21 protein-coding genes are annotated in these 20,901 nt (G+C 48.8%); 3 read left to right on the top strand and 18 right to left on the bottom strand.

Annotation, left to right across the window (positions count from 1 at the left end; genetic code table 11):
- Window positions 1–133: 133 nt before the first annotated feature.
- A complete protein-coding gene (locus H579_RS0113815; RefSeq protein ID WP_028301180.1) occupies window positions 134–784 on the bottom strand; it encodes a TetR/AcrR family transcriptional regulator in 651 nt (216 codons plus the stop codon).
- 321 nt (window positions 785–1,105) lie between these two features.
- Complete coding sequence (locus tag H579_RS0113810; RefSeq protein WP_028301179.1) at window positions 1,106–1,384, bottom strand: hypothetical protein; 279 nt, start codon at window positions 1,382–1,384, stop codon at window positions 1,106–1,108.
- Between the two features lie 253 nt (window positions 1,385–1,637).
- Here H579_RS0113810 and H579_RS25655 point away from each other — a divergent pair, with 253 nt between their 5' ends.
- The gene (locus H579_RS25655; RefSeq protein ID WP_084624133.1) at window positions 1,638–2,588 is read left to right on the top strand and encodes a YiiX/YebB-like N1pC/P60 family cysteine hydrolase; all 951 of its coding nucleotides are present in this window, start codon (window positions 1,638–1,640) and stop codon (window positions 2,586–2,588) included.
- 189 nt (window positions 2,589–2,777) lie between these two features.
- Here H579_RS25655 and H579_RS0113800 read toward each other — a convergent pair whose 3' ends face one another.
- The 13 genes from H579_RS0113800 to H579_RS0113740 all read right to left on the bottom strand — a co-directional run bounded on the left by H579_RS0113800 (window position 2,778) and on the right by H579_RS0113740 (window position 13,476).
- Window positions 2,778–3,569 (bottom strand): TatD family hydrolase, encoded by a 792-nt coding sequence (locus H579_RS0113800; protein ID WP_036566314.1) that lies wholly within the window; start codon window positions 3,567–3,569, stop codon window positions 2,778–2,780.
- 217 nt (window positions 3,570–3,786) lie between these two features.
- Complete coding sequence (locus tag H579_RS0113795) at window positions 3,787–4,128, bottom strand: PilZ domain-containing protein (RefSeq protein WP_028301177.1); 342 nt, start codon at window positions 4,126–4,128, stop codon at window positions 3,787–3,789.
- A gap of 62 nt (window positions 4,129–4,190) precedes the next feature.
- Window positions 4,191–5,189: a DNA polymerase III subunit delta' gene (locus tag H579_RS0113790; RefSeq protein WP_028301176.1), complete on the bottom strand. Its 999-nt coding sequence runs from the start codon at window positions 5,187–5,189 to the stop codon at window positions 4,191–4,193.
- A 3-nt stretch (window positions 5,190–5,192) separates the two neighbouring features.
- The gene (gene tmk, locus H579_RS25650; protein ID WP_245583276.1) at window positions 5,193–5,888 is read right to left on the bottom strand and encodes a dTMP kinase; all 696 of its coding nucleotides are present in this window, start codon (window positions 5,886–5,888) and stop codon (window positions 5,193–5,195) included.
- A 70-nt stretch (window positions 5,889–5,958) separates the two neighbouring features.
- Window positions 5,959–7,029, bottom strand: a complete 1,071-nt coding sequence (gene mltG / locus H579_RS0113780; protein ID WP_036566313.1) for an endolytic transglycosylase MltG — start codon at window positions 7,027–7,029, stop codon at window positions 5,959–5,961.
- A 9-nt stretch (window positions 7,030–7,038) separates the two neighbouring features.
- The gene (gene pabC / locus H579_RS0113775) at window positions 7,039–7,890 is read right to left on the bottom strand and encodes an aminodeoxychorismate lyase (protein ID WP_028301174.1); all 852 of its coding nucleotides are present in this window, start codon (window positions 7,888–7,890) and stop codon (window positions 7,039–7,041) included.
- Window positions 7,891–8,034: 144 nt separating this feature from the next.
- Window positions 8,035–9,276, bottom strand: coding sequence for a beta-ketoacyl-ACP synthase II (gene fabF, locus H579_RS0113770; RefSeq protein WP_028301173.1), 1,242 nt, complete (start codon window positions 9,274–9,276; stop codon window positions 8,035–8,037).
- A gap of 200 nt (window positions 9,277–9,476) precedes the next feature.
- Window positions 9,477–9,710 (bottom strand): acyl carrier protein, encoded by a 234-nt coding sequence (gene acpP / locus H579_RS0113765; RefSeq protein WP_028301172.1) that lies wholly within the window; start codon window positions 9,708–9,710, stop codon window positions 9,477–9,479.
- Between the two features lie 109 nt (window positions 9,711–9,819).
- Entirely contained in the window at window positions 9,820–10,563 is a 744-nt protein-coding gene (fabG, locus tag H579_RS0113760; RefSeq protein ID WP_028301171.1) for a 3-oxoacyl-ACP reductase FabG, read from the bottom strand.
- Between the two features lie 25 nt (window positions 10,564–10,588).
- Complete coding sequence (fabD, locus tag H579_RS0113755; RefSeq protein ID WP_028301170.1) at window positions 10,589–11,533, bottom strand: ACP S-malonyltransferase; 945 nt, start codon at window positions 11,531–11,533, stop codon at window positions 10,589–10,591.
- A 190-nt stretch (window positions 11,534–11,723) separates the two neighbouring features.
- Complete coding sequence (plsX, locus tag H579_RS0113750; protein ID WP_028301169.1) at window positions 11,724–12,719, bottom strand: phosphate acyltransferase PlsX; 996 nt, start codon at window positions 12,717–12,719, stop codon at window positions 11,724–11,726.
- A 12-nt stretch (window positions 12,720–12,731) separates the two neighbouring features.
- Window positions 12,732–12,911, bottom strand: a complete 180-nt coding sequence (gene rpmF, locus H579_RS0113745) for a 50S ribosomal protein L32 (protein WP_028301168.1) — start codon at window positions 12,909–12,911, stop codon at window positions 12,732–12,734.
- 34 nt (window positions 12,912–12,945) lie between these two features.
- Window positions 12,946–13,476: a YceD family protein gene (locus tag H579_RS0113740; RefSeq protein WP_028301167.1), complete on the bottom strand. Its 531-nt coding sequence runs from the start codon at window positions 13,474–13,476 to the stop codon at window positions 12,946–12,948.
- A gap of 101 nt (window positions 13,477–13,577) precedes the next feature.
- Between H579_RS0113740 and H579_RS0113735 the strand changes: the two genes are divergently transcribed.
- Window positions 13,578–14,159, top strand: a complete 582-nt coding sequence (locus tag H579_RS0113735) for a Maf family protein (protein ID WP_028301166.1) — start codon at window positions 13,578–13,580, stop codon at window positions 14,157–14,159.
- Window positions 14,160–14,268: 109 nt separating this feature from the next.
- Here the strand turns inward: H579_RS0113735 and sppA are convergent, their stop codons facing one another.
- From sppA to rluC, 3 genes are all read right to left on the bottom strand, one after another.
- A complete protein-coding gene (gene sppA / locus H579_RS0113730; protein ID WP_084624132.1) occupies window positions 14,269–15,312 on the bottom strand; it encodes a signal peptide peptidase SppA in 1,044 nt (347 codons plus the stop codon).
- A gap of 84 nt (window positions 15,313–15,396) precedes the next feature.
- A complete protein-coding gene (locus H579_RS0113725; protein WP_028301164.1) occupies window positions 15,397–16,050 on the bottom strand; it encodes an HAD-IA family hydrolase in 654 nt (217 codons plus the stop codon).
- Between the two features lie 3 nt (window positions 16,051–16,053).
- Window positions 16,054–17,007, bottom strand: a complete 954-nt coding sequence (gene rluC, locus H579_RS0113720; RefSeq protein WP_028301163.1) for a 23S rRNA pseudouridine(955/2504/2580) synthase RluC — start codon at window positions 17,005–17,007, stop codon at window positions 16,054–16,056.
- 593 nt (window positions 17,008–17,600) lie between these two features.
- On the opposite strand from rluC, the gene rne reads away from it, so the two are divergent.
- Window positions 17,601–20,897 carry a ribonuclease E gene (rne, locus tag H579_RS25645; protein ID WP_084624131.1) on the top strand — a complete coding sequence of 1,099 codons (3,297 nt, stop codon included), beginning with the start codon at window positions 17,601–17,603 and terminating at the stop codon, window positions 20,895–20,897.
- The last annotated feature ends 4 nt before the right edge of the window (window positions 20,898–20,901 follow it).

Raw genomic sequence — 20,901 nt, 5'->3', positions numbered from 1 at the left:
TAAAAAATTATGCCCCGCTCGGAACAGCAGGGCATAGCAATAATCAGTGAAAGAAACCACTATAGAAAGAAGCCAGATTGAACACCCTTTTCACTGGCACAGAAAAAGCGGGCTAGCTTTTAATACGTATCTTCTATTCTTCCCTGTTACGGCCACGCTGGCCACGGTTCCCCATACGAACACCAATTTCCATCAGGAACGTAAAAAATTCCTCTTTATCCTGAATCACTTCCTGGAAAAAGCGCGACTGATATAAAGCAGCAGCGCCATGTACTAATGCCCAATGAGCACAGTAATGAAAATAAGACGGTACATCTTCCAGCTTATTCTCATCAATGCGCGCTTTAATCAAGTCAGTCAGACTCTCAAGATTACGCGCACGGAAACGGTGTAGCTCTTCGAGCATTTCAGGTTCACCGGATGATTTGGTTAACTTATCTTCCAGGCGGGAGAATAGCAGATACTTTCCCGGATCCTGCATACGGAATTCAAAGTAAGCCCGGGATAATGCTTCTTTATCTTCAGAGATTTTAGGCGACTGAAACAAATCAGCTAAATCACGCTCGTAATCCAGCATAAGGCGTAAATAGATTTCAGACTTGCTTCTAAAGTGTTTATAAATCGTGCCCTTACCTATACCTACATGATCAGCAATCATCTCGACGGTTACACGATCTTCACCGTGCTCTAAAAAAAGCTCTAAAGCAGCATCAAGAATATTCGCTTCACGTTGGCGAAACTCCTGAACCTTTCTCGCTTGCTTTTCTACTGCTGATAACGCCATAACTTTTCTACCTGTTGAGAGCCTGAGCTTTCGATCTGTAAAAGAGAGATTTACAGTTGACGCAACCCCATTTGCTGCAGCGCACATAATAACACACCTAGCTACTATTTGACCAGATTCTTTTCTTTGGTCACACTTTATGATCGAAGATGGTAAATTGAGTCACACGAAACTTTACATGCGGTCTATTAAAGCAAACCAATAGAAAAGCTTAGCCCGTGGCTTCGGATAATAGGAATATTCTGGAAAGATGATATTAGGCTGGAGCGGATAACACCTGATCAGGTAGACCTGCCAAACTTCTCAGATCTACCTGCGTCCTTAGTGCTGAAGAGGGATATGGGCCAATTTAGGATGTTCAGTGCACTTAGGGTTCATAACAGATACCCCACCCGCGTCTCGAATAAACTGAATGCTTCTTTCGCTGATATTATCAAAACGTAACTCACAATCCTGATTCTGGATGCTCAGAGTACCGTTTGGCATCACGTAAACACGGGCATTTTTCAGGTCAAAATCGGGAGCTAATTTAGGTAACAGAACACGGTTGAAGTCAGGGCGTGCGATCACTTCAAATTGTTCGACATGGTAAGTTTTCATGGCGAATCCCTCCAACACTTAAATATTTTAGTAATTCTCATGTCACAAACTCAGTGTACTCTCCTAACCCCCCAAAAGTATGACACTAGTGTGAATTTGGAAACGGTACGTAGAGAAACTTGATAAAAATCAATTTTCCCTGCCAACTGTCCAGTTTTGACAAAATAACTTATGCTTAAAGTCAGAAGGAATAAAAGGGCTGGAAATGTAATCTTCATTTTCGCTGTACAACGCCAAGCGCGAGGAGGATAAGATGAAAGTCACTCGAATTACCCGCCCTCTCGTTAACTGGTTAACCGGGCAAAGATCTGCGCCTGAGTTTCCTTTATGTGACTATGAGCGTATTAAATATGAGATACGCCCCTGTGACGTCTTACTGGTTGAGGGTAGAACCCGTGTCAGTGATGTAATCAAGATGATCACCCAAAGTTCCTGGTCTCATGCAGCGCTTTATTTGGGGCGTTTACATGATATTGAAGACCCTGAACTACGGGAGACTATTGCCGAACTCTTTCCGTTTCCACCGGATACCCAGCTGATTGTGGAATCAGAACTGGGGATGGGTACTGTAATACGGGATCTGGCCAGTTACCAACTTGACCATATTCGTATCTGCCGCCCCCGTGGTCTGACCCATAAAGACAGCCAACAGATGGTCCATTATGCCGTTAGCCAGCTGGGCAAGGAGTATGATGTACGCCAGATCCTGGATCTGGCCCGCTTTCTATTCCCTTGGTGGATAATGCCCCGTCGCTGGCGCTCTACCTTGTTTGAACATAATCCGGGCAATGCCACTCGCACGGTATGCTCCACTATGATTGCAGAAGCCTTTGGCTTTATTCAGTTTCCCATTTTACCCCTGGTAAAAAAAGGCGATGATCAGGATGTACAGCTGTTCCGTCGCAACCCCAAGCTGTGTACGCCCCGGGATTTTGATTGCTCACCCTACTTTGAAATTATCAAATACCCATTTATGGATTTCTCCGACCACTCCAATTATCGTCTGCTCCCCTGGCACGGTAAGGGTATTCTGAATACCGAAGAGGAAGCCCTGTATATCTATCCCGATGAAGATATACCGACTCCGGCTCGGGGTCCAAACAATAGCAATGACCAACCTGAGCATAAGGAGCCCAGTGGTTATATTCCTTCTGCCCAGACCGATGCGGATTTCTATGAATCTCCCAGCAGAGGGGAAAGTTAACAACCAAGACAAAGCACTACCTACAAACAAAAATGCCCAATATGAAGAAGCGGACAATTACAACCGCTAATCGCCGAGCACCCAGCATTGGGCATTTTACAGATAGGGCATAACGTCTTTATCTATTGCTGATCCTGTTTATTTATCTCTTTGAAATGCGATCCGTTGCCCATTCAGCACTTGAGTGATTTACTCTTGCTTGGTTTTCGCCGCACCTTTAAATAAACGGAAGAAGTTAGCCGTTGTCTGCATCGCTAATTCATCGTAAGAGATACCACGCAGATCTGCGATAAATTCAGCGACATCGCGTACATGATGAGGCTCACACTTTTTCCCTCGATGCGGCACCGGCGCCAAATAAGGTGCATCGGTTTCCACCAACAAAGAATCCAGTGGAATAGCCTTGGCGACCTCCCTGACCTGATCTGCATTACGGAAAGTCACAATGCCTGAGATAGACACGTAATAGCCCATTCTTATCGCTTCACGAGCCATGGCCAGATCTTCGGTAAAACAGTGCAGTACACCTTTAGCGTCCGGGCCATATTTCCGCAAAATAGCCAGAGTATCGTCTTTGGCTTCCCGGGTGTGAATAATCACCGGCTTCTCTACAGCTTGCGCTGCTATCAGGTGGCGGCGGAAGCGCTCACGCTGAAGCTCATGAGTTTCAGGTGCATAGTGATAATCCAGCCCTGTTTCACCAACCGCCACAATCAGATCATCTTCCGCTTCTTTGATAATCTCATCCACAGTCGGCTCATGAGGTAAGTCCTGCAATGGATGAACACCGGCTGAGGCAAAAACTGATGTATATTGTCTGGCCAGATCTTTTAACTCGGCAACATCATCCAGAGTTACACTTACGGCTAAAAAGTGACTGATACCTCTATCATGAGCAGCATCCAACGCTCCAGCCAGATCGCCTTGATAAGCCGTCAGATCTAAACGATCAAGATGGCAGTGAGAGTCAATTAAATACATAAATATCCTGTTAGCTGATAACCAGGCACCCAAGCCAATATTTCAAATCACTGCGGCATTCTGCTCCAACCGCAAACGAAATATAGAAATAAAGGTCTTTCGGTACGTCATTTAACGATATGAATCAGTAGACTCTAAAAAAGTACTTCGATATTCTTCGATTTGTCACTGGAATATACAGTACTTTTTGAAGAGGGGCTCCTATTTAGGTACTGGCTTATAACGTATGAGTTAAGGAGTGAGCATTTAAATGCTCGGCCAGACAAGTCTCGATCTTATCTCTCAACAGCACGTGTTCATCACAAAACTGCAAGCCAATACCTACAAACCGCGCCCCCTGAGCCCCTTGCGGTGTAATCCAAACCACTCGCCCTGTAAATGGAAACAAATCAGGCTCATCTAAAAGCTTAAGCTGCAGAGACATCTTCTGACCCAACTTAAACTCCCCACTCGCCTTAATAAAAAGACCGCCATTATGAATAAATGGCATATAAGCCTCGTAAAGCTCATTTTTGCTCTTAAAACTTAGGGTTACTTTTTGCTTTTGAGGGGAACTCATCGCTATTTGCCTCTTGATTGCCAATCATTATAGACGCAATAACACTCATATAAACGATAAGATCATACTAGCATCTTATCCACCCAACGGATAAGCAGAGACTCCATGGCTAATTGAATATTAGGATTAGCTCCCGAAGCTAACTGAGTTCTCAGCTGGCCAATACTTTGAAATAAGCTTTGTGCACCTACCAAAGAGGCTGTCTTATGCCAGTGTTTATAGAGGGGTAACATCTCAGGGAAACGCACCTGATCATCGTGCTGTAATAAACACCAGTTAGACCAATCCGATAACCATTGCTGCATCCATAACAATGTCCAGTTAACATCCCCTTCTAAAAAAGAGGGCGCCAATTCAACCGGCTCCGCTCCGCGGGTCAGGCTTTCCATATTCAGAAACAACCTATCCCTCTGCTGATGCATTTCATCAGACGCCAACATCTGAGCGGTTAAAGGGTTGCCATTAGCCATTCTCAGAAGCTTTTCAGCATGTAAAGCAGCATGGCTTTCCAGGTGCTCTCTTAGCCACTCCAACGCCAATTCAGTATCCGGCACCGGCAAAGCAATCTGCTGACAACGACTCTTAATCGTAGGCAGCACGGCACTGCTGCGGTGAGTTAATAAAATGAAGAGCACGTTCTGCCCTGGCTCTTCCAGATTTTTCAGCAAAGCATTAGCCGAATTTTGGTTCATCGCATCGGCTGGGCGCAGAATAATGACCCGAAAACCACCTTGCTGAGCCGTTTTAGCAGCATAACCCTGTAACGCTCGCACCTGCTCAATTTTGATCTGCTTACCTTCTGATTCAGGCAAGATCTCTAACAGGTCAGGATGGGTTCCCGCGGATAAAAGCTGACAGGAGCTACACGAACCACAAGCGATTTTTCCAGGTTTACGGCACAACAGATAGGCAGCCAGAGCTTTGGAAAGGTGGTGCTTCCCCATACCACTTCCACCAGACAATATAAGCGCATGTGGCAAACGACCAGAGATGTGCCAATCGATCAATTGCTGCCAGATATCTTGTTGCCATAAAAAAGGCGCAAAAATTGAATCCTGCATAGATTATCCGTTAAGTCTGGCGTTTTTAGCGCTGCGACTCGTATTAGTCGAGGCAGATGAAAAAAAAGCATCTAGTGCCGCGGCAATATCTGCTTTTACCGATTCCAATGGCTGACCTGCATCAATTACAGCAAAACGCTCTGGCTCTGCTGCTGCACGAGCCAGGTATCCCTGGCGAACTTTTTCAAAAAACTCAGCTTTTTCCCGCTCAAAGCGGTCCATCTCACCACGCATCGAGACCCGCTGCATCGCTACCTCAATAGAAACATCCAATAGAATTGTCAGGTCAGGACGTAAATCCTCCTGCACCAGTGTTTCCAGCTGACCAATCCAGTCCAGATTTACACCGCGGGCATAGCCTTGATAGGCATAGGTGGCATCGGTAAAACGATCTGAAACCACACAACGGCCCTGAGCAAGGGCAGGTTTAATCTTGCTGTCCAGATGCTGAGCGCGGGCGGCAAACATCAGCAACAGTTCCGCTTTCTCACTGACGTTTTCTTCACGGGGTGCCAGTAGCAGCTCACGCACCTCTTCCGCCATCGGTGTACCGCCAGGCTCACGGGTAACAATGGGTTGATGGCCCTGCTCGGTCAACCACTGCTCGATAAAGGCCAGATTAGTACTTTTACCTACACCCTCTGAGCCTTCCAGTGTGATAAAAACCCCTTGAGATGCGATTTGTTGTTGCTCGGACACGGTACAGCCTTAACTTATAGCGAAAATAATTTCCGGGCCGGGAATAGCATCCTCAAGTATCAGTAGTCGCCTACTGAGCCTGAGTTGTTTGCGGCGCAGATTGATAATTTTTTTTACGTTTGTAAATCTGGAATTCACGCACGGCTCTGTTATGAGCGGCTAGCGTGCGGTTAAATTCATGGCTACCATCACCACGAGCCACAAAATAGAGGGAACCATCTTGTTCCGGGTTTAATGCAGCATGAATAGCCTCACGCCCCGGTAACGCAATCGGTGTCGGCGGTAAGGCAGGAATTCGATAGGTATTATACGGTGTCATCTGCTTCAGATGTTTGCGGGTAATATTGCCCTGATAGGCATCACCCAGCCCATAAATTACCGTAGGGTCGGTCTGCAGACGCATCTGCTTCTGTAGCCGCGTGACAAATACCCCAGCGATACGACCACGCTCTTCCGGTGCACCCGTCTCTTTCTCAACAATCGAGGCCATAATCAGAGCTTCATACGCAGACTGATAAGGCAGTTTGCTTTTATCTGCCTTGCCCCACTCTTCCGCCATCACACTTTGCAGCTTCTGATAAGCACGCTTTAGTAACTGCAGATCAGTGACACCTTTATGGAACTGATAGGTATCCGGGAAAAACATTCCTTCCGGGTGCAAGTTGGTTTCTGCCACACCAGTCACCTTCTGCATAATCTGCTGATCAGTCAGATCAGCCGTTTTTATGCTGAGCTTAGGGTGCTGCTGGATCTGATCCAGCGCCTGCTGAAAGGTCCAGCCTTCTGGCAAGGTAATCTGGTACTGAATAGATTGACCGGAAGCCAGAATCTCTATCAGCTCATAGGAGTTAATGCCGGCAGGTAAATTATACTCACCGGCTTTTAACAAGGCATTTTGCGGATACAACTTCAGCCAGACTTTTAACGGCCAACTGTCTTGCAAGATCTGCTGTTCATGCAGTTGACCCAATACCTGATTGGCACCCAAACCCGATTTCAGCTCATATACCACATCGTCCTGATGCAATAACGGAGCTAACAGTAAACGTTTCCAGTATTGCACGCCAACCAACGCCGCAACAGCCAAAATTAACATCAGTACGACAACAGCAATCAGCCAACGTTTATAAGCAACCAGCATGTAAAAACCTTAAGCAATAACCGGTAATGCCAACCGGGAATGTAACACAGCGATCAGTGGCTTCAGCTCTGGCTGCAATACCGGCCATCGCGCGACCATCTGACCATCCTCAAGCCAACAGCTTACGGGAATAATGCCACGGACACTATTGGATAAAAACAGTGCTTCAGCCTGAGCAATCTCACTACGATGAATATGACGCTCTACAAAACTTAGTCCCACAGCAGAGCAAGTCCGTTCAATCGCTGCCCGCATGACACCGGAGACACCGGACTGATCCAGCTTCGGAGTGATCAGCTGATGATCCTGCAGCAGAAAGACATTACATACCGTAGCTTCAATCAGATGATCCTGTTGATCAAACAGCAGGCCATCAAAGATCGTGTTATCTTGCCACTCCGCTCTGGCCAGTACCTGCTCTAAGCGGCTTAGGTGTTTCATACCCGCCAATGCTGGCTGACTGGAGAGTTTCAGCTGACAACTGCGTACCTGCACACCCTGTTGATAATACTCCAGCGGCGTTTCCGGTACCGCCATGCCCTGCAAGCTCCAACGAGCATGGGCCTCTTCAGGTGGGCAATAGCCGCGACCACCACTCCCCCGGGTAACAATCAACTTGGCCAGACCATCGCCAGACACTGCCCGGGATAGATACTGTTTGAGTTCGTCTGCGGTAAACGGCAGTTCAAAGCCCAAACGCTGAATGCTTTGACTTAAACGCTGCCAGTGTAGGTCAAATAACGGTGCTTGCCCCTGAAGCATACGACAGGTTTCAAACACGCCATCACCGTAGGCTAACCCCCGGTCAGTGGTCGGCCAGCTCTGTTCAGGTAAACCATCAATCAGTGTCAGAAACGTCATTACAAATAAGAGGTCAGTATTTTTGAGAGGCTAAAAGGTAATAACAGCAAAGAGCTGGGACAGAAAGCAAAGGAGCCTGCAAGCAGGCTCCCTTTCCAATCCAACGGTATAATCAAATCTGATTACACCCTGTCCTAAACACACTTATTTAATGCGCGAGAACAGTAGACTGCCGTTAGTGCCACCAAAACCAAAAGAATTGGACAGCGCGTTATCGATCTTCATATCGCGCGCGGTATGGGGTACGTAGTCCAGCACACAGCCTTCAGCCGGGTTATCCAGGTTGATGGTTGGTGGTGCAACCTGATCGCGAATCGCCAGCACAGAGAAGACTGCTTCTACTGCACCTGCGGCACCTAGCAGGTGACCGATCATAGATTTAGTCGAACTTACCGCTACAGACTTAGCCGCATCACCCATCACCTTCTCAACGGCACGGCTTTCAGCCACATCACCCGCCGGAGTAGAGGTACCGTGAGCATTGATGTAATCCAGCTCTTCTGGATTCATACCCGCATCTTTAATGGCATTGGCCATAGATGCTGCAGCACCACGACCGTCTTCTGGTGGTGATGTCATATGGTAAGCGTCATCGCTCATACCGAAACCGGTCAGCTCGGCATAGATAGTCGCACCACGGGCTTTGGCGTGTTCATACTCTTCCAGCACCAGAACACCGGCACCGTCGGACAGTACAAAACCATCACGATCGGCATCCCATGGACGGCTTGCCGCCTGAGGATCATCATTGCGGGTTGACAGCGCACGCGCCGCCGCGAAGCCACCCAGGCCCAGAGGCGTAGTCGCCATCTCAGCACCACCGGCCAGCATCACATCCGCATCACCATAAGCGATGGTACGGGCGGAATAGCCGATGTTGTGAGTACCTGTAGTACATGCAGTTGTGATTGCAATATTCGGCCCCTGGAAACCAAAGCGGATGGCCAGGTTACCGGAAATCATATTAATAATACTGCCCGGTACAAAGAATGGAGAAATTCGGCGTGGGCCTTTCTCATTCAGCAAGTTATGGTTCGCTTCGATCATTGGCAAGCCACCAATACCGGAGCCGATCGCAATTCCGATACGACTTGCGTTCTCTTCCGTACATTCAATACCGGAATCGGCTACCGCCTGAATAGCAGCCGCCATGCCGTACTGGATAAAGGTATCCATTTTTCGGGCATCTTTTGCTGACATGTATTCGGAGATATCGAAATCTTTAATTGAGCCACCAAACTGGGTGCTGAAACCCGCTGTATCAAAATGCTCAATCGGTGCGATACCACTTTTACCAGCCAGGATACCCTCCCAGCTGTCTTTTACATTATTACCGAGGGGCGTAACCAAACCCAGGCCAGTAACAACGACCCTTCTGCGAGGCATTGTGCTTCCTCCAAATACGGCTTAAGGAATAAGTATGTCAGGGGAAAATACCCAGACCAACGCAGTATACCCTTAATTAAAGCAAGAGCACTGCAAAAAATTTATACGGTAAAACAATAAAGCGTCAAAAAAAAAGCCGCCCTGCTACGCAGAAAGCGGCTTCTTTGTAGTCAGTCTAAGGGACTGAATACACAACCAGATTACTGGTTGGCAACCACGTAGTCGATTGCTTCCTGAACGGTAGTAATCTTCTCGGCTTCTTCGTCTGGAATTTCAGTTTCAAACTCTTCTTCCAGAGCCATAACCAGCTCTACAGTGTCCAGAGAGTCTGCACCCAGATCGTCTACGAAAGAAGATGCATTGGTGATTTCTTCTTCTTTAACACCCAGCTGCTCGCTTACGATCTTTTTTACACGCTCTTCGATAGTGCTCATAACTACAAAATTCTCCTGTGGGTACAAATCCGAACAGTCTTTAAAAAAACTGGTCGGTATTTTATAGAGGGTTGTTGAGTGGCGCAATAGCCATTACTCAAAACCTGATTTAGCGCATGTTCATGCCGCCATTAACATGTAGGGTTTCACCTGAGATGTAACCCGCACCTTCACTTGCCAGGAAGGCGACTGCGTTGGCAATCTCTTCTGGCTGACCCAGACGGGCCAGTGGAATCTGTTTCTTCAGCATGTCGTGCTGCTCTTCCGGCAGAGCATCTGTCATATCGGTTGCAATAAAACCAGGCGCCACAGCATTCACGGTGATATTACGGGAAGCGACTTCACGGGCCATCGCACGGGTAAAACCTTCCATACCGGCTTTAGCCGCTGCGTAGTTGGTTTGTCCCGCATTACCCATGGTCGCAACAACAGAGCTGATATTGACGATACGGCCCCAACGCGCTTTAGTCATACCACGCAGTACAGCCTTAGATACGCGGAAAACGGACTTCAGGTTAGTGTCCTGAACATCATCCCACTCATCTTCTTTCATGCGCATCAGGATATTGTCTTTGGTGATACCTGCGTTGTTTACAACAACTAAAGGTGCACCGAATTCAGCGGTGATCTCTTTGATAACGGCATCAACGGATTCCTGAGAGGTCACATTCAGCACCATGCCTTTACCCTGAATACCTTGCTCTGCCAGACCGTCAGAGATGCTCTGAGCACCAGCGTCAGAAGTTGCCGTACCAATGACAATCGCACCCATCTTGCCTAACGCATAGGCAGTTGCACGGCCAATACCACGACTGGCACCTGTTACCAGAGCTGCTTTTCCTTCAATACTCATTCTCTTCTCCAGAATTGGTTAAGGCTTAAGCGCCTTTAACCAGCTCGATAGTAGACGTCAGAGCTTCCGGGTCATTAACCGCCAGAACCTTGAGACTACGCTGAATTTTTTTATTCAGACCGGATAATACCTTGCCAGGACCGCACTCGACGGTGGTATCCACACCTTGGTCAATCATATACTGCATACAGGATACCCAGCGAACCGGACTATACAGCTGCGCCAACAGATTTTCACGAATGGTATCTACATTGGTCTGTGGCTGGCCATCGACATTCTGTACCACCGGAATGCGTGGCTCTTCAATGACAATGTTATCCAGCTCTGCTGCCAAACGCTCTGCAGCAGGCTTCATCAGGGCACAGTGCGATGGTACGCTCACTGGCAGAGGCACCACTTTCTTGGCACCAAACTCCTGACATTTGGCACCGGCGCGTTCAACGGCCGCTTTATTGCCAGCAATTACCACCTGACCAGGACAGTTGTAGTTCACTGGTGATACCACATCGCCTTCTGCAGTCAGCTGACAAGCTTCTTCAATCTTGTCATCCGCCAGTGCCAGAATTGCAGACATCGCACCCACACCTTCAGGCACGGCTTCCTGCATAAACTCGCCACGCAGTTTCACCAGACGCACAGCATCAGCAAAACCAATGGCACCAGCACAAACCAAAGCACTGTACTCACCCAGGCTGTGACCCGCTACAACAGAAGGGCGCGGACCTTCCAGCTCTTGCCAGACACGCCACAAAGCCACACTGGCAGTCAAGATAGCCGGCTGAGTTTTATCGGTTTGATTTAACGTTTCTGCAGGACCTTCCTGAACCAGTTGCCACAGGTCGTATCCTAAAATCTGAGAGGCTTCTTCAAACGTAGTGCGAACCACCGCGTAACGATCAGCCAGCTCACTTAACATGCCAACTGCCTGAGAACCCTGCCCAGGGAAAACGAAAGCCAGGGACTGTGTCATAGCAAACCCTTTACACTGTTATTATTTGTTGGTTTCAACGGATAAAATACAAACATCGGTTCGCTGAAACCTTTTATAAATCCTTGATCACTGGCACCCAGACCAGAACAGCGCGCGATTATAGCACACTGAAAAAAAAATCGAGGTCAAATTTTAAAAATATCATCTGCCACTAATGATATTTTTAAAACTAAGGGGCCTCAATTCTTGCACCTACTTTTTGACACAGATCGGCACTTATCGCACGCTGCGCATGCACAATTGCCCGGTAAAAGCCTTCCACTTCTGCAGCACCGTGGCTCTTGACCACGACACCCTGCAAGCCTAACAAAACCGCACCATTATAACGTTCCGGGTTTAAAGAGCGCCGCATCGTCTTTAATACAGGCCGGGCAAGCAAACTGATAAAACGACTGTATAAACTCTGCTGAAAGCCCTGGCGTAGTTGATCAAACAAAAAACGCACCACGCCTTCACTGGTTTTTAAAGCTGTATTACCGGATACGCCATCGCAGACAATCACATCCACCTGACCGGAAAAAATATCACTGCCTTCAACAAAGCCCCGATAACGGATCTTATCGCTCATAGTCATAATCCCAGCAGCCTGACGCACCAGCTCGGTACCTTTTAACTCTTCTTCACCGACATTGAGCAGACCAACAGAAGGCGAAGACTTACCCTGCATCACCTCAGCCATAGCACTTCCCATCAGGGCAAACTGATAGAGATCATCAGCATCACAGCCCAGATTAGCCCCCAGATCCAACATCAGACATTCACCATCTTTTGCCGGCAGCAGAGTACAGATCGCAGGACGACTGACCCCCGGATAGGTTTTGAGCAGATAACGACTGATTACGGTCAAAGCACCGGTATTGCCTGCGCTGACACAAGCATCTGCACGCTTTTCAGCCACAGCTTGCACCGCAAGATGAATGGAAGAGCCTTTCAGATTTCTTAACGCATGCTTAGGACTATCATCCATAGCCACACTGACGTCAGAATGAAGAATCTCGATACGCTTGAGTAGATCGGGCTTTTTAGGTAGAAATGGCGTGATCTGTTGCTGATCACCCACCAGAAGAATCGACAGCTGGGGAGAGTGTTTTAATGCTTTAATACAGGCGGGAAGCGTGACACGGGGACCTGAGTCCCCGCCCATCGCATCAATAGCGATTAACACAAGGAGACCAGATTATTCGTCGCCTTTGTCAACAACTTTCTTGCCACGATAGAAACCATCAGCAGTCACATGGTGACGCAGGTGGGTTTCACCAGTGGTTTTATCCTCAGACAGCGTAGACGCAGTCAACGCATCGTGAGAACGACGCATACCGCGCTTTGAACGGGTTTTACGGTTCTGTTGAACAGCCATGACAACTCACTCCTAATACAACTAGAGGTTGCAGTTAACGTTTTTCCTTCAGCTGCTGAAGCACACTGAAAGGGTTTTCCGGTTTAGTTTCAGGTTGCGCTTCTTCCACATCACCTGAAACCAGCATTTCACTTGTAACTGAACACTCACCTTCGTCGTGATACGACGTGATTGGCAGGGTAAGAAGAATCTCATCCTCAATCACAGGTAAGAGCTCAAGCTTCTCATCTTCGACGATCAGCGGTTCATACTGTTTAGGTAAGTTAGCCGCTGCTTCATCAGAGGAAGCAATCGCTAACAAAAATTCGCCATCGATCTCAAACGGCATCGGCTGCATGCAGCGCTGACAATGGACCTGCAGTTGGCCTTTAAGCGTACCCCGCACAAAGCGGATGCGCTGAGGATCAATATCGAACTCAAGACGTACATGACAATGCCCTTGCTCACTGGCTAAGGCATCCAGCACCCGTTGGCATTTTTCCAGGGGGATATCCCCTTCAATAACACCAGCATCCCGTGCTAATTTGTACGGCTCGATAGTAATTGGAAGTCGGTCACCAAACATAAGCGCGCAATAATAGGGATATGACCCGCAACTGTCAAAGGATAGAATACAAAGAACATCAAATTTTCATCGAATTTGCGTAATCGATAAGGACACACTCGATGCTCTCACTGGTTTTAGGCTCGTCATCACGCTACCGCAAGCAACTGTTAGATAAATTAGGTATCCCGTTTATTCAGGACAGCCCGGATATCGACGAAACCCCACAGGCCGATGAAAACGCTGCGGCACTGGTTGAACGCCTGGCGATCGACAAGGCAAAAGCCCTGGCGGACAAGCATCCGAACAGTCTGATTATCGGTAGCGATCAGGTGGCCACTTTTAGCGGGCGAATTATCGGTAAACCGCACACTAAAGACAATGCCAAATCTCAATTAATGCAGTTTAGCGGACAATCCGTGACTTTTCTGACCGGTCTATGCCTTTACAACAGCCAAACAGGGGGCCATCAAAGTCTGGTTGAGCCGTTTAATGTGCATTTTAAGGAATTAACGGAGCGTCAGGTCGAACGCTATATCGAACAGGAACAGCCATTGGATTGTGCCGGTAGCTTTAAATCAGAGGGATTGGGAATCACTCTATTTAGTCAACTGGAGGGCCGAGACCCTAACAGCTTAATCGGCTTACCTTTAATCGCCCTGACCGAGATGCTGATTAATGAGGGGATGGACCCGCTGGCTTAAGCGGGATTTGAAACATTAAGTTTTATCCACAACTCATTCAGAGTGAATTTTATGTAGATACAAGAGCCTCACTCCGCAGAAGGGTATGAGGCTCTAATCATAAAAAGTACTAGTACAAGTCCTGACCACTCAGAGCGGCTTTAACCTGCACACCGATCTCACGCCCCAGCTGTTTCAGCGGAGAGGGCTCAGGTGTAAAGTTCACCAGCTTACTCACGCCCACTTTCTGCTCTGCTACTTGACGCACACTGGCTAAACCATCAATTAAGCCCAACTTAAACGCTTGCTCACCATTCCACACCAAACCACTAAAGATCTCAGGATCGTCTGCCAAGCGATTTCCACGTCCCTGCTTGACCGCATCAATAAACTGCTGATGAGTCTGCCCCAACACTGAACGCCAGAACTTCGCCTGCTCCTTACTCATATCCACAAACGGATCGAGAAAGGCCTTATTATCACCGGAAGTAAAGACACGGCGCTCAACACCCATCTTGTCGATCAGTTTGCTAAAACCAAAACCAGATGAAACCACACCAATGGAACCCACCAAACTGGCACGATTGGCGTAGATCTCACCGGCACCTGCCGCGATATAGTAAGCACCCGATGCCCCCAGATCCCGAATGACGGCATAGACAGGAATATCCTGGTGTAGCTGACGCAAGCGTACCAGCTCATCATAAACCTCACCGGAATGAACCGGACTACCACCTGGGCTATTAATATTCAGAATAACCGCTTTGGTACTGGAATCATTAAACGCAGCCCGAATACCCTGTATAAGAAAATCTGCATTGGCCAGCTGCTGCTCACCAATCTGACCTTTCACATCCACTACTGCGACGTGATCACCGTTTGGCATCTCTATGCCACTTTCCGAGGAGTGCCAGAACAAACCTACAACGGCAATCACAATAGCCAGACGGACAAAGCGAAAGAACAGCTGCCAACGACGGGCGCGACGCTGCTCTTTCAACGTTTCCATCAACCATTTTTCCATCAGATGACCCGTTTGAGCCGCACCGGGCTTCCCATTGCGCCTTTGCTGTGAACCCGATTGCACTCTATGCCCCTCCGCTGTTTTTTGCCCCTCCGACCTTTGGCCGGACTCAACCTTTAACGTCGGTTCCTTCCACTCAGAATCACTCATAGCCGCTCTTACCTATTAATCATCTTTTTAAGCACTAATTAATCATCTTTTAAGCAATAATCTTATTAGAGCTTCTACCTATCACTATTTTTCTAACAACCAATCAACCAACTCAACAAAGCTGTCGATAGATAATACTGGGTTGTAGATCTGCAAACGATCCGGATGATGAGCGCCATAATTCACCGCCACCGAATCCATCCCGGCGTTTTTGGCCATGCCCAGATCAAACTCAGTATCACCGACCATGACCGCCTGATGCACCGAATAACCGGTTTCCTCTAGCAACTCATGCAGCATCAGGGGATCAGGTTTGGAACGGGTCTCATCGGCACAGCGTGAATTCACAAACAACTCGCCCAGCCCTGTTTCCTCAAAGACCTGATTCAGGCCACGACGGCTTTTTCCTGTCGCTACGGTTAACACGCAACCAGCCTGACGTAGTTTTTCCAAACCTTCTCGCACCCCGGAAAACAAGGGCATTTCCAGATCTGAACTTTCCAGAAAGTGTTTGGAATAGCCGATACGTATCTGCTCCAGCTGTTGACCATCAACACCCGGACACAAGGCTTGAATCGCTTCCGGCAGTCCCAAGCCGATAATGTTTCTGACCGCCGCATCTGTCAGAGGTTCGGCCCAACCGGCATCCACGGCAGCGGCTTGCATACTGGAGATAATACGGGCCTCTGAATCGATCAACGTACCGTCCCAATCAAAAATCACCAATGGATATTTCACCGCTTACCCCCCTTGCCTCAGCTGCTTAATCATCTTATCCATACTATCCTCATAGGGAGCCAGCACCTTAACTCGCTGCTCTGTTGCCGGGTCAGGAAACTCCAGGCTCGCGGCATGCAGAAACATACGGCGAAAGCCCTGGGCTTTAAAACTCTCGTTCACACGCTCATCACCGTACTTCACATCACCGACCAGAGGATGCCCGGCAAACTGGCTGTGTACACGAATCTGGTGGGTACGACCTGTAACAGGCTCTGCTTCAACCAGGGTACAACCTTTAAAGCGTCGCAGGATTTTAAAGCGGGTTAACGACGCCTTACCTTCCTGTTCGTTGATTTTGACCACACGTTCACGATCACCGATCGCTTGCTTTAACAGTGGCTTATTCACCTGAACCGTCTTCTCAGACCAACGCCCCACAGCCAACGCATGATACTTCTTGCTGAACTGTTTCTGTTTCAGCTGCTCCTGCAGAAAGTTCAGGCTGATACGATTTTTCGCGATCAGGATACAGCCAGAGGTTTCTTTATCCAGACGATGAACCAGCTCCAAAAAGCGATCATCAGGACGGATCTGGCGCAGCGCTTCAATCAAGCCCTGTTTGATACCGGAACCCGCATGTACCGACAAGCCATGGGGTTTGTTCAGCACCAGCCAGTCATCGGTTTCCCGCAGAATACTGCTTTCCAGCACCTGTTTCAGGCCATCGCTGACCGGAATATCTTCTGTCTTCTCTGCCACTCGCACCGGTGGCACCCGCACCTGATCACCTGATTTCAGGCGATAAACCGCTTTCACACGCTTTTTATTCACCCGAACCTCACCTTTACGGATAATGCGGTAGACCAGACTTTTCGGTACGCCCTTTAAAAAAGTGATCAGAAAATTATCAACTCTCTGACCTTCGTGGTTCGCATCGATGGTGACAAATTGAACAGAATTGGCCGCTTCAGACACAGTGCCTCCTGAGGCAGAAAACAGGTGGTGAACCCTCAAATCAAATTGATGGTTTGTATGATAACTGCTATATTGCAGACCGCCTGAAAAAGTATCATAAACGTCTAGCCCCCGCGTCCACAAAACAGGACTCAATGGCGGGGTATTCAGGCGACTACCACAGCGAAAACGCGTGATGGTAACAGATTACAAATTGAATGTGAGCTGAAAATTCAGCTTGCTTTTCCGTTAACAGCACACCCAAACAACCTTTACGTGCGAACGGATCAACTTATGTTTCGTGTCCGGTGAGACTCGCGGAACGACTGGATTATTGCAGCATTGACCGATTGTCAGTGCTGGGTATTATCATGTGTTGTCATCCAGTCCTGTACCTTGCCACCAATATGTTTTTCATCTTTTGCTGCCAATGACACCAACGGAGTAACAACCGTAACAGCACAGTCAGAAGACCCCGGCCGCTTTCTGCCCCCTATGGTAGAGTGTCCCTAATGAAAAAGCGTAATGCACGCATAAAAATCTTGATTCCGAGCCGTTAGAGGTTGAGTCGGACGATCCGACATTGGGTGTCCAAAGGACCCAGTAAACTTCCAATGAAAAGAATGCTAATCAACGCAACTCAACCTGAAGAGTTGCGTGTAGCCCTGGTAGACGGCCAGAGACTGTACGATCTGGATATTGAATCCGGCTCCCGTGAACAGAAAAAAGCCAACATCTATCGTGGCCGTATCACTCGTATTGAACCAAGCCTGGAAGCGGCGTTTGTCGATTTTGGCGCAGAACGTCATGGCTTTCTGCCGCTGAAAGAGATCTCCAAAGAGTATTTCTTCAAGAAACCTTCCGAAATCAGTGGCCGCATCAATATCAAAGATGTGGTAAAGGAAGGCACCGAAGTTATCGTTCAGGTTGATAAAGAAGAGCGCGGTAACAAGGGTGCAGCCCTGACCACATTCGTCAGCCTGGCGGGGCGCTACCTGGTGTTGATGCCGAATAATGCCCGTGCTGGCGGCATCTCCCGTCGTATCGAGGGTGATGACCGTACTCAACTGCGCGATGCGATGAATCAGCTGACCATGCCATCGGATATGGGCGTCATCGTTCGTACTGCCGGTGTGGGCCGTAGCGCTGAAGAACTTCAGTGGGATCTGGACTACCTGATCCAGCTGTGGGATGCCATTAAAAGTGCAGCCGATGAGCGTCCAGCTCCTTTCCTGGTGTATCAGGAAAGCAACGTTATCATTCGTGCGATGCGTGACTACCTGCGTCAAGATGTGGGTGAAGTTCTGATCGACAACCCGGAAGTTCATGTCGAAGCCATGAACTTTATCCAGCAGGTGATGCCGACTTATCAGAGTAAGATCAAGCTGTACGAAGATCCTGTGCCGCTGTTCAGCCGTTTCCAGATCGAAAGTCAGATCGAAACCGCATTCCAGCGTGAAGTGAAACTGCCATCCGGCGGTTCTATTGTGATTGACCACACCGAAGCACTGGTCTCGATCGATATTAACTCTGCACGCGCCACCCGCGGCAGCGATATTGAAGAAACCGCACTAAACACCAACCTGGAAGCTGCCGACGAGATTGCACGCCAGCTGCGCCTGCGTGATATCGGCGGCCTGATCGTGATCGACTTTATCGATATGACGCCGGTGAAAAACCAGCGTGAAGTCGAAAACCGTATGCGTGACGCCCTGAAAGTGGATCGCGCCCGAGTACAGATTGGACGCATCTCCCGCTTTGGTCTGATGGAGATGTCCCGTCAGCGTTTGCGTCCATCTCTGGGTGAAACCAGTGGTGTGGTATGTCCTCGCTGTGAAGGTCAGGGCACTATCCGTGACGTTCAGTCCATGGCGCTTTCGATCATGCGCTTGATCGAAGAAGAAGCGATGAAGGATCGTACCGCTCAAATCCGCGCTATTCTGCCGGTTAGCGTAGCGACCTTCCTGCTAAACGAAAAGCGTAACACCATCAGTGATATCGAAGCTCGACAGTCCGTTGAAGTAGTGATGATTCCAAACCCAGGTATGGAAACCCCACACTATGAAGTGGTACGCCTGCGTGATGATCACCTGGAAACCGGTGGAGAAGAGTCCAGTTTCGAGATTGATGTGTCTTCTTCTGAAAAAGAGGAAGAGATCACATCGGCACCTAAACCAATTGAACGCCCTAAAGCAGCCGTTCGCAGTGTAGCCCCGGCAGCCCCTGCTCCCGTAATTGAAGAAACGCCTGTTCAGACCGAACAGAGCGAAAGCTTCTTAAGCAAGCTGTTTAAAGGGCTGGCTAAACTGTTTAGTGGTTCCGGAACGGAGCAACCAAGCAAAGAAGCTGACAAAGAAGACAGCAGCAACGATAAAGAAAAAGAGCAACGCCAGGATCGCGCACAGCGCTCCCGCCGTCGCAATGAAAGAAAACCACGTCGTGATCGCGACAACAGACGTGATGATCGACGTGACGACAAGCGCGATGACAAGCGTGACAACAAAAAGCCTGACGACGACACTAAAGAAAACCGTAACGCTGACAAGCCAAATAAAGGCCGTGAACGCAAGAAGGTTAGAGAAGAGAAAGAGAAGACCCAGGTCAAACAGACAGAAGAGGAAAGCGGTGATAACGCTCAGGAAGCGGCAGAGAAGCCACGCCCTAAGAACAAGCGCACCCGTAATAATCCTCGTCGTCGTCGTCGTAACCGCAGCAATGAAGATAAGGCTCAACAGGATCATGCGGTTCAGGGCAACGCCGTAGCTAAGCCAGAAACCTCAGAGCAAACTGCTGTTCAGGAAAAACCTGTAGAGAAGCTTGTCGAAGACAAAGCAAAACAGGAGCAGCGCACTGAGAAGCCAGCCAAAGCAGGCCCTCAGTCACCAAAACCTGAATCCGCTAAATCTGCCGCACCTGTAAGCGCACAGGCTGAAGCCAGCAAGCCTGCAACCCAGGAAAGCAATGAGCAAAAGCCAAGTGTCGATACAAAAGCGATCTGGGCAAAAGCGGAAGCAACAATTGCAGAGAAAGCAGTTGAAACCGAAAGTACTGCTGAGACAGAACACACTGCTGCAACAGCTCAGGCAGAAACAGAAGCTCAAGCACCATTTGTAGCTGAAGCTCCGACAACTGTTGAAGCACCAGCAGCGATTGAAACGCCGGTGACAACAGAAAGTCCTGCTACTGAAGCTGTCGCTGAACCAGTAGCAGAAGCAACACAGCCAGAAGCTACTCCTGTAGTAGAAGCAGCCCCAATGGCTGAAACAGCCGAAGCTGCACCTGCAGAGCAAACCGTTACTACAGAAGCACCTGCTGAGCCTGTTGCAACGGCAGAAATCAGTACACAAGCCGAAACTGCAGAAGCAGCAGACGCAGCAGTTCCAACAGAAGAGACTGCGGCCGAGGCTGCTGAAATACCTGCATCTGTAGCCGCTGAGTCAGCAGTAGAGACAGCACAAGCTCCTGTAGTTGAAGCTGAGCCTACGCCAGAAGCACCTGTGGCAGCTCCGACTGAGGCGGTAGAGACTCCTGCAGCCGAAACAATTAGCACTGAAGCTGTTGCTCCAGCAGAGCAAAGCTCTGCCCAAGAAGCTGCTGCACCGACTCCAGCGGAAACATCAGCTGAAGCTACGGCAAGCGCTCCAGCAGAAGCTCCCGCTAAGCCTAAGCGTATGAGCCGTAAGCAACGTGCCAAACAAGCGGCTGAGGCGGGTGATATTCAACTGAAGATCCCAACCATCAAGCCTAGCGAAGGTGGTGCCCAGCCAGCCGCTCCTGCGATGGAGAAGAAAAAACCAGTAGCGAAGAAACCTCGTACGCGTAATCCGCGCAATGGTCGTGTTGCTAACGATCCACGCCTGGCGCGCACCGAGGCGAATGCCACGGCTGATAGCTCTGAGCAATCAGAATAAATAT

Origin of the sequence: Oceanospirillum beijerinckii DSM 7166 (genome assembly GCF_000422425.1) — a bacterium.
Classification (GTDB): Bacteria; Pseudomonadota; Gammaproteobacteria; order Pseudomonadales; family Halomonadaceae; genus Oceanospirillum; species Oceanospirillum beijerinckii.
The sequence above is the reverse complement of the archived record's forward strand: the minus strand, read 5'-3'. Positions and strand labels throughout refer to the sequence as shown.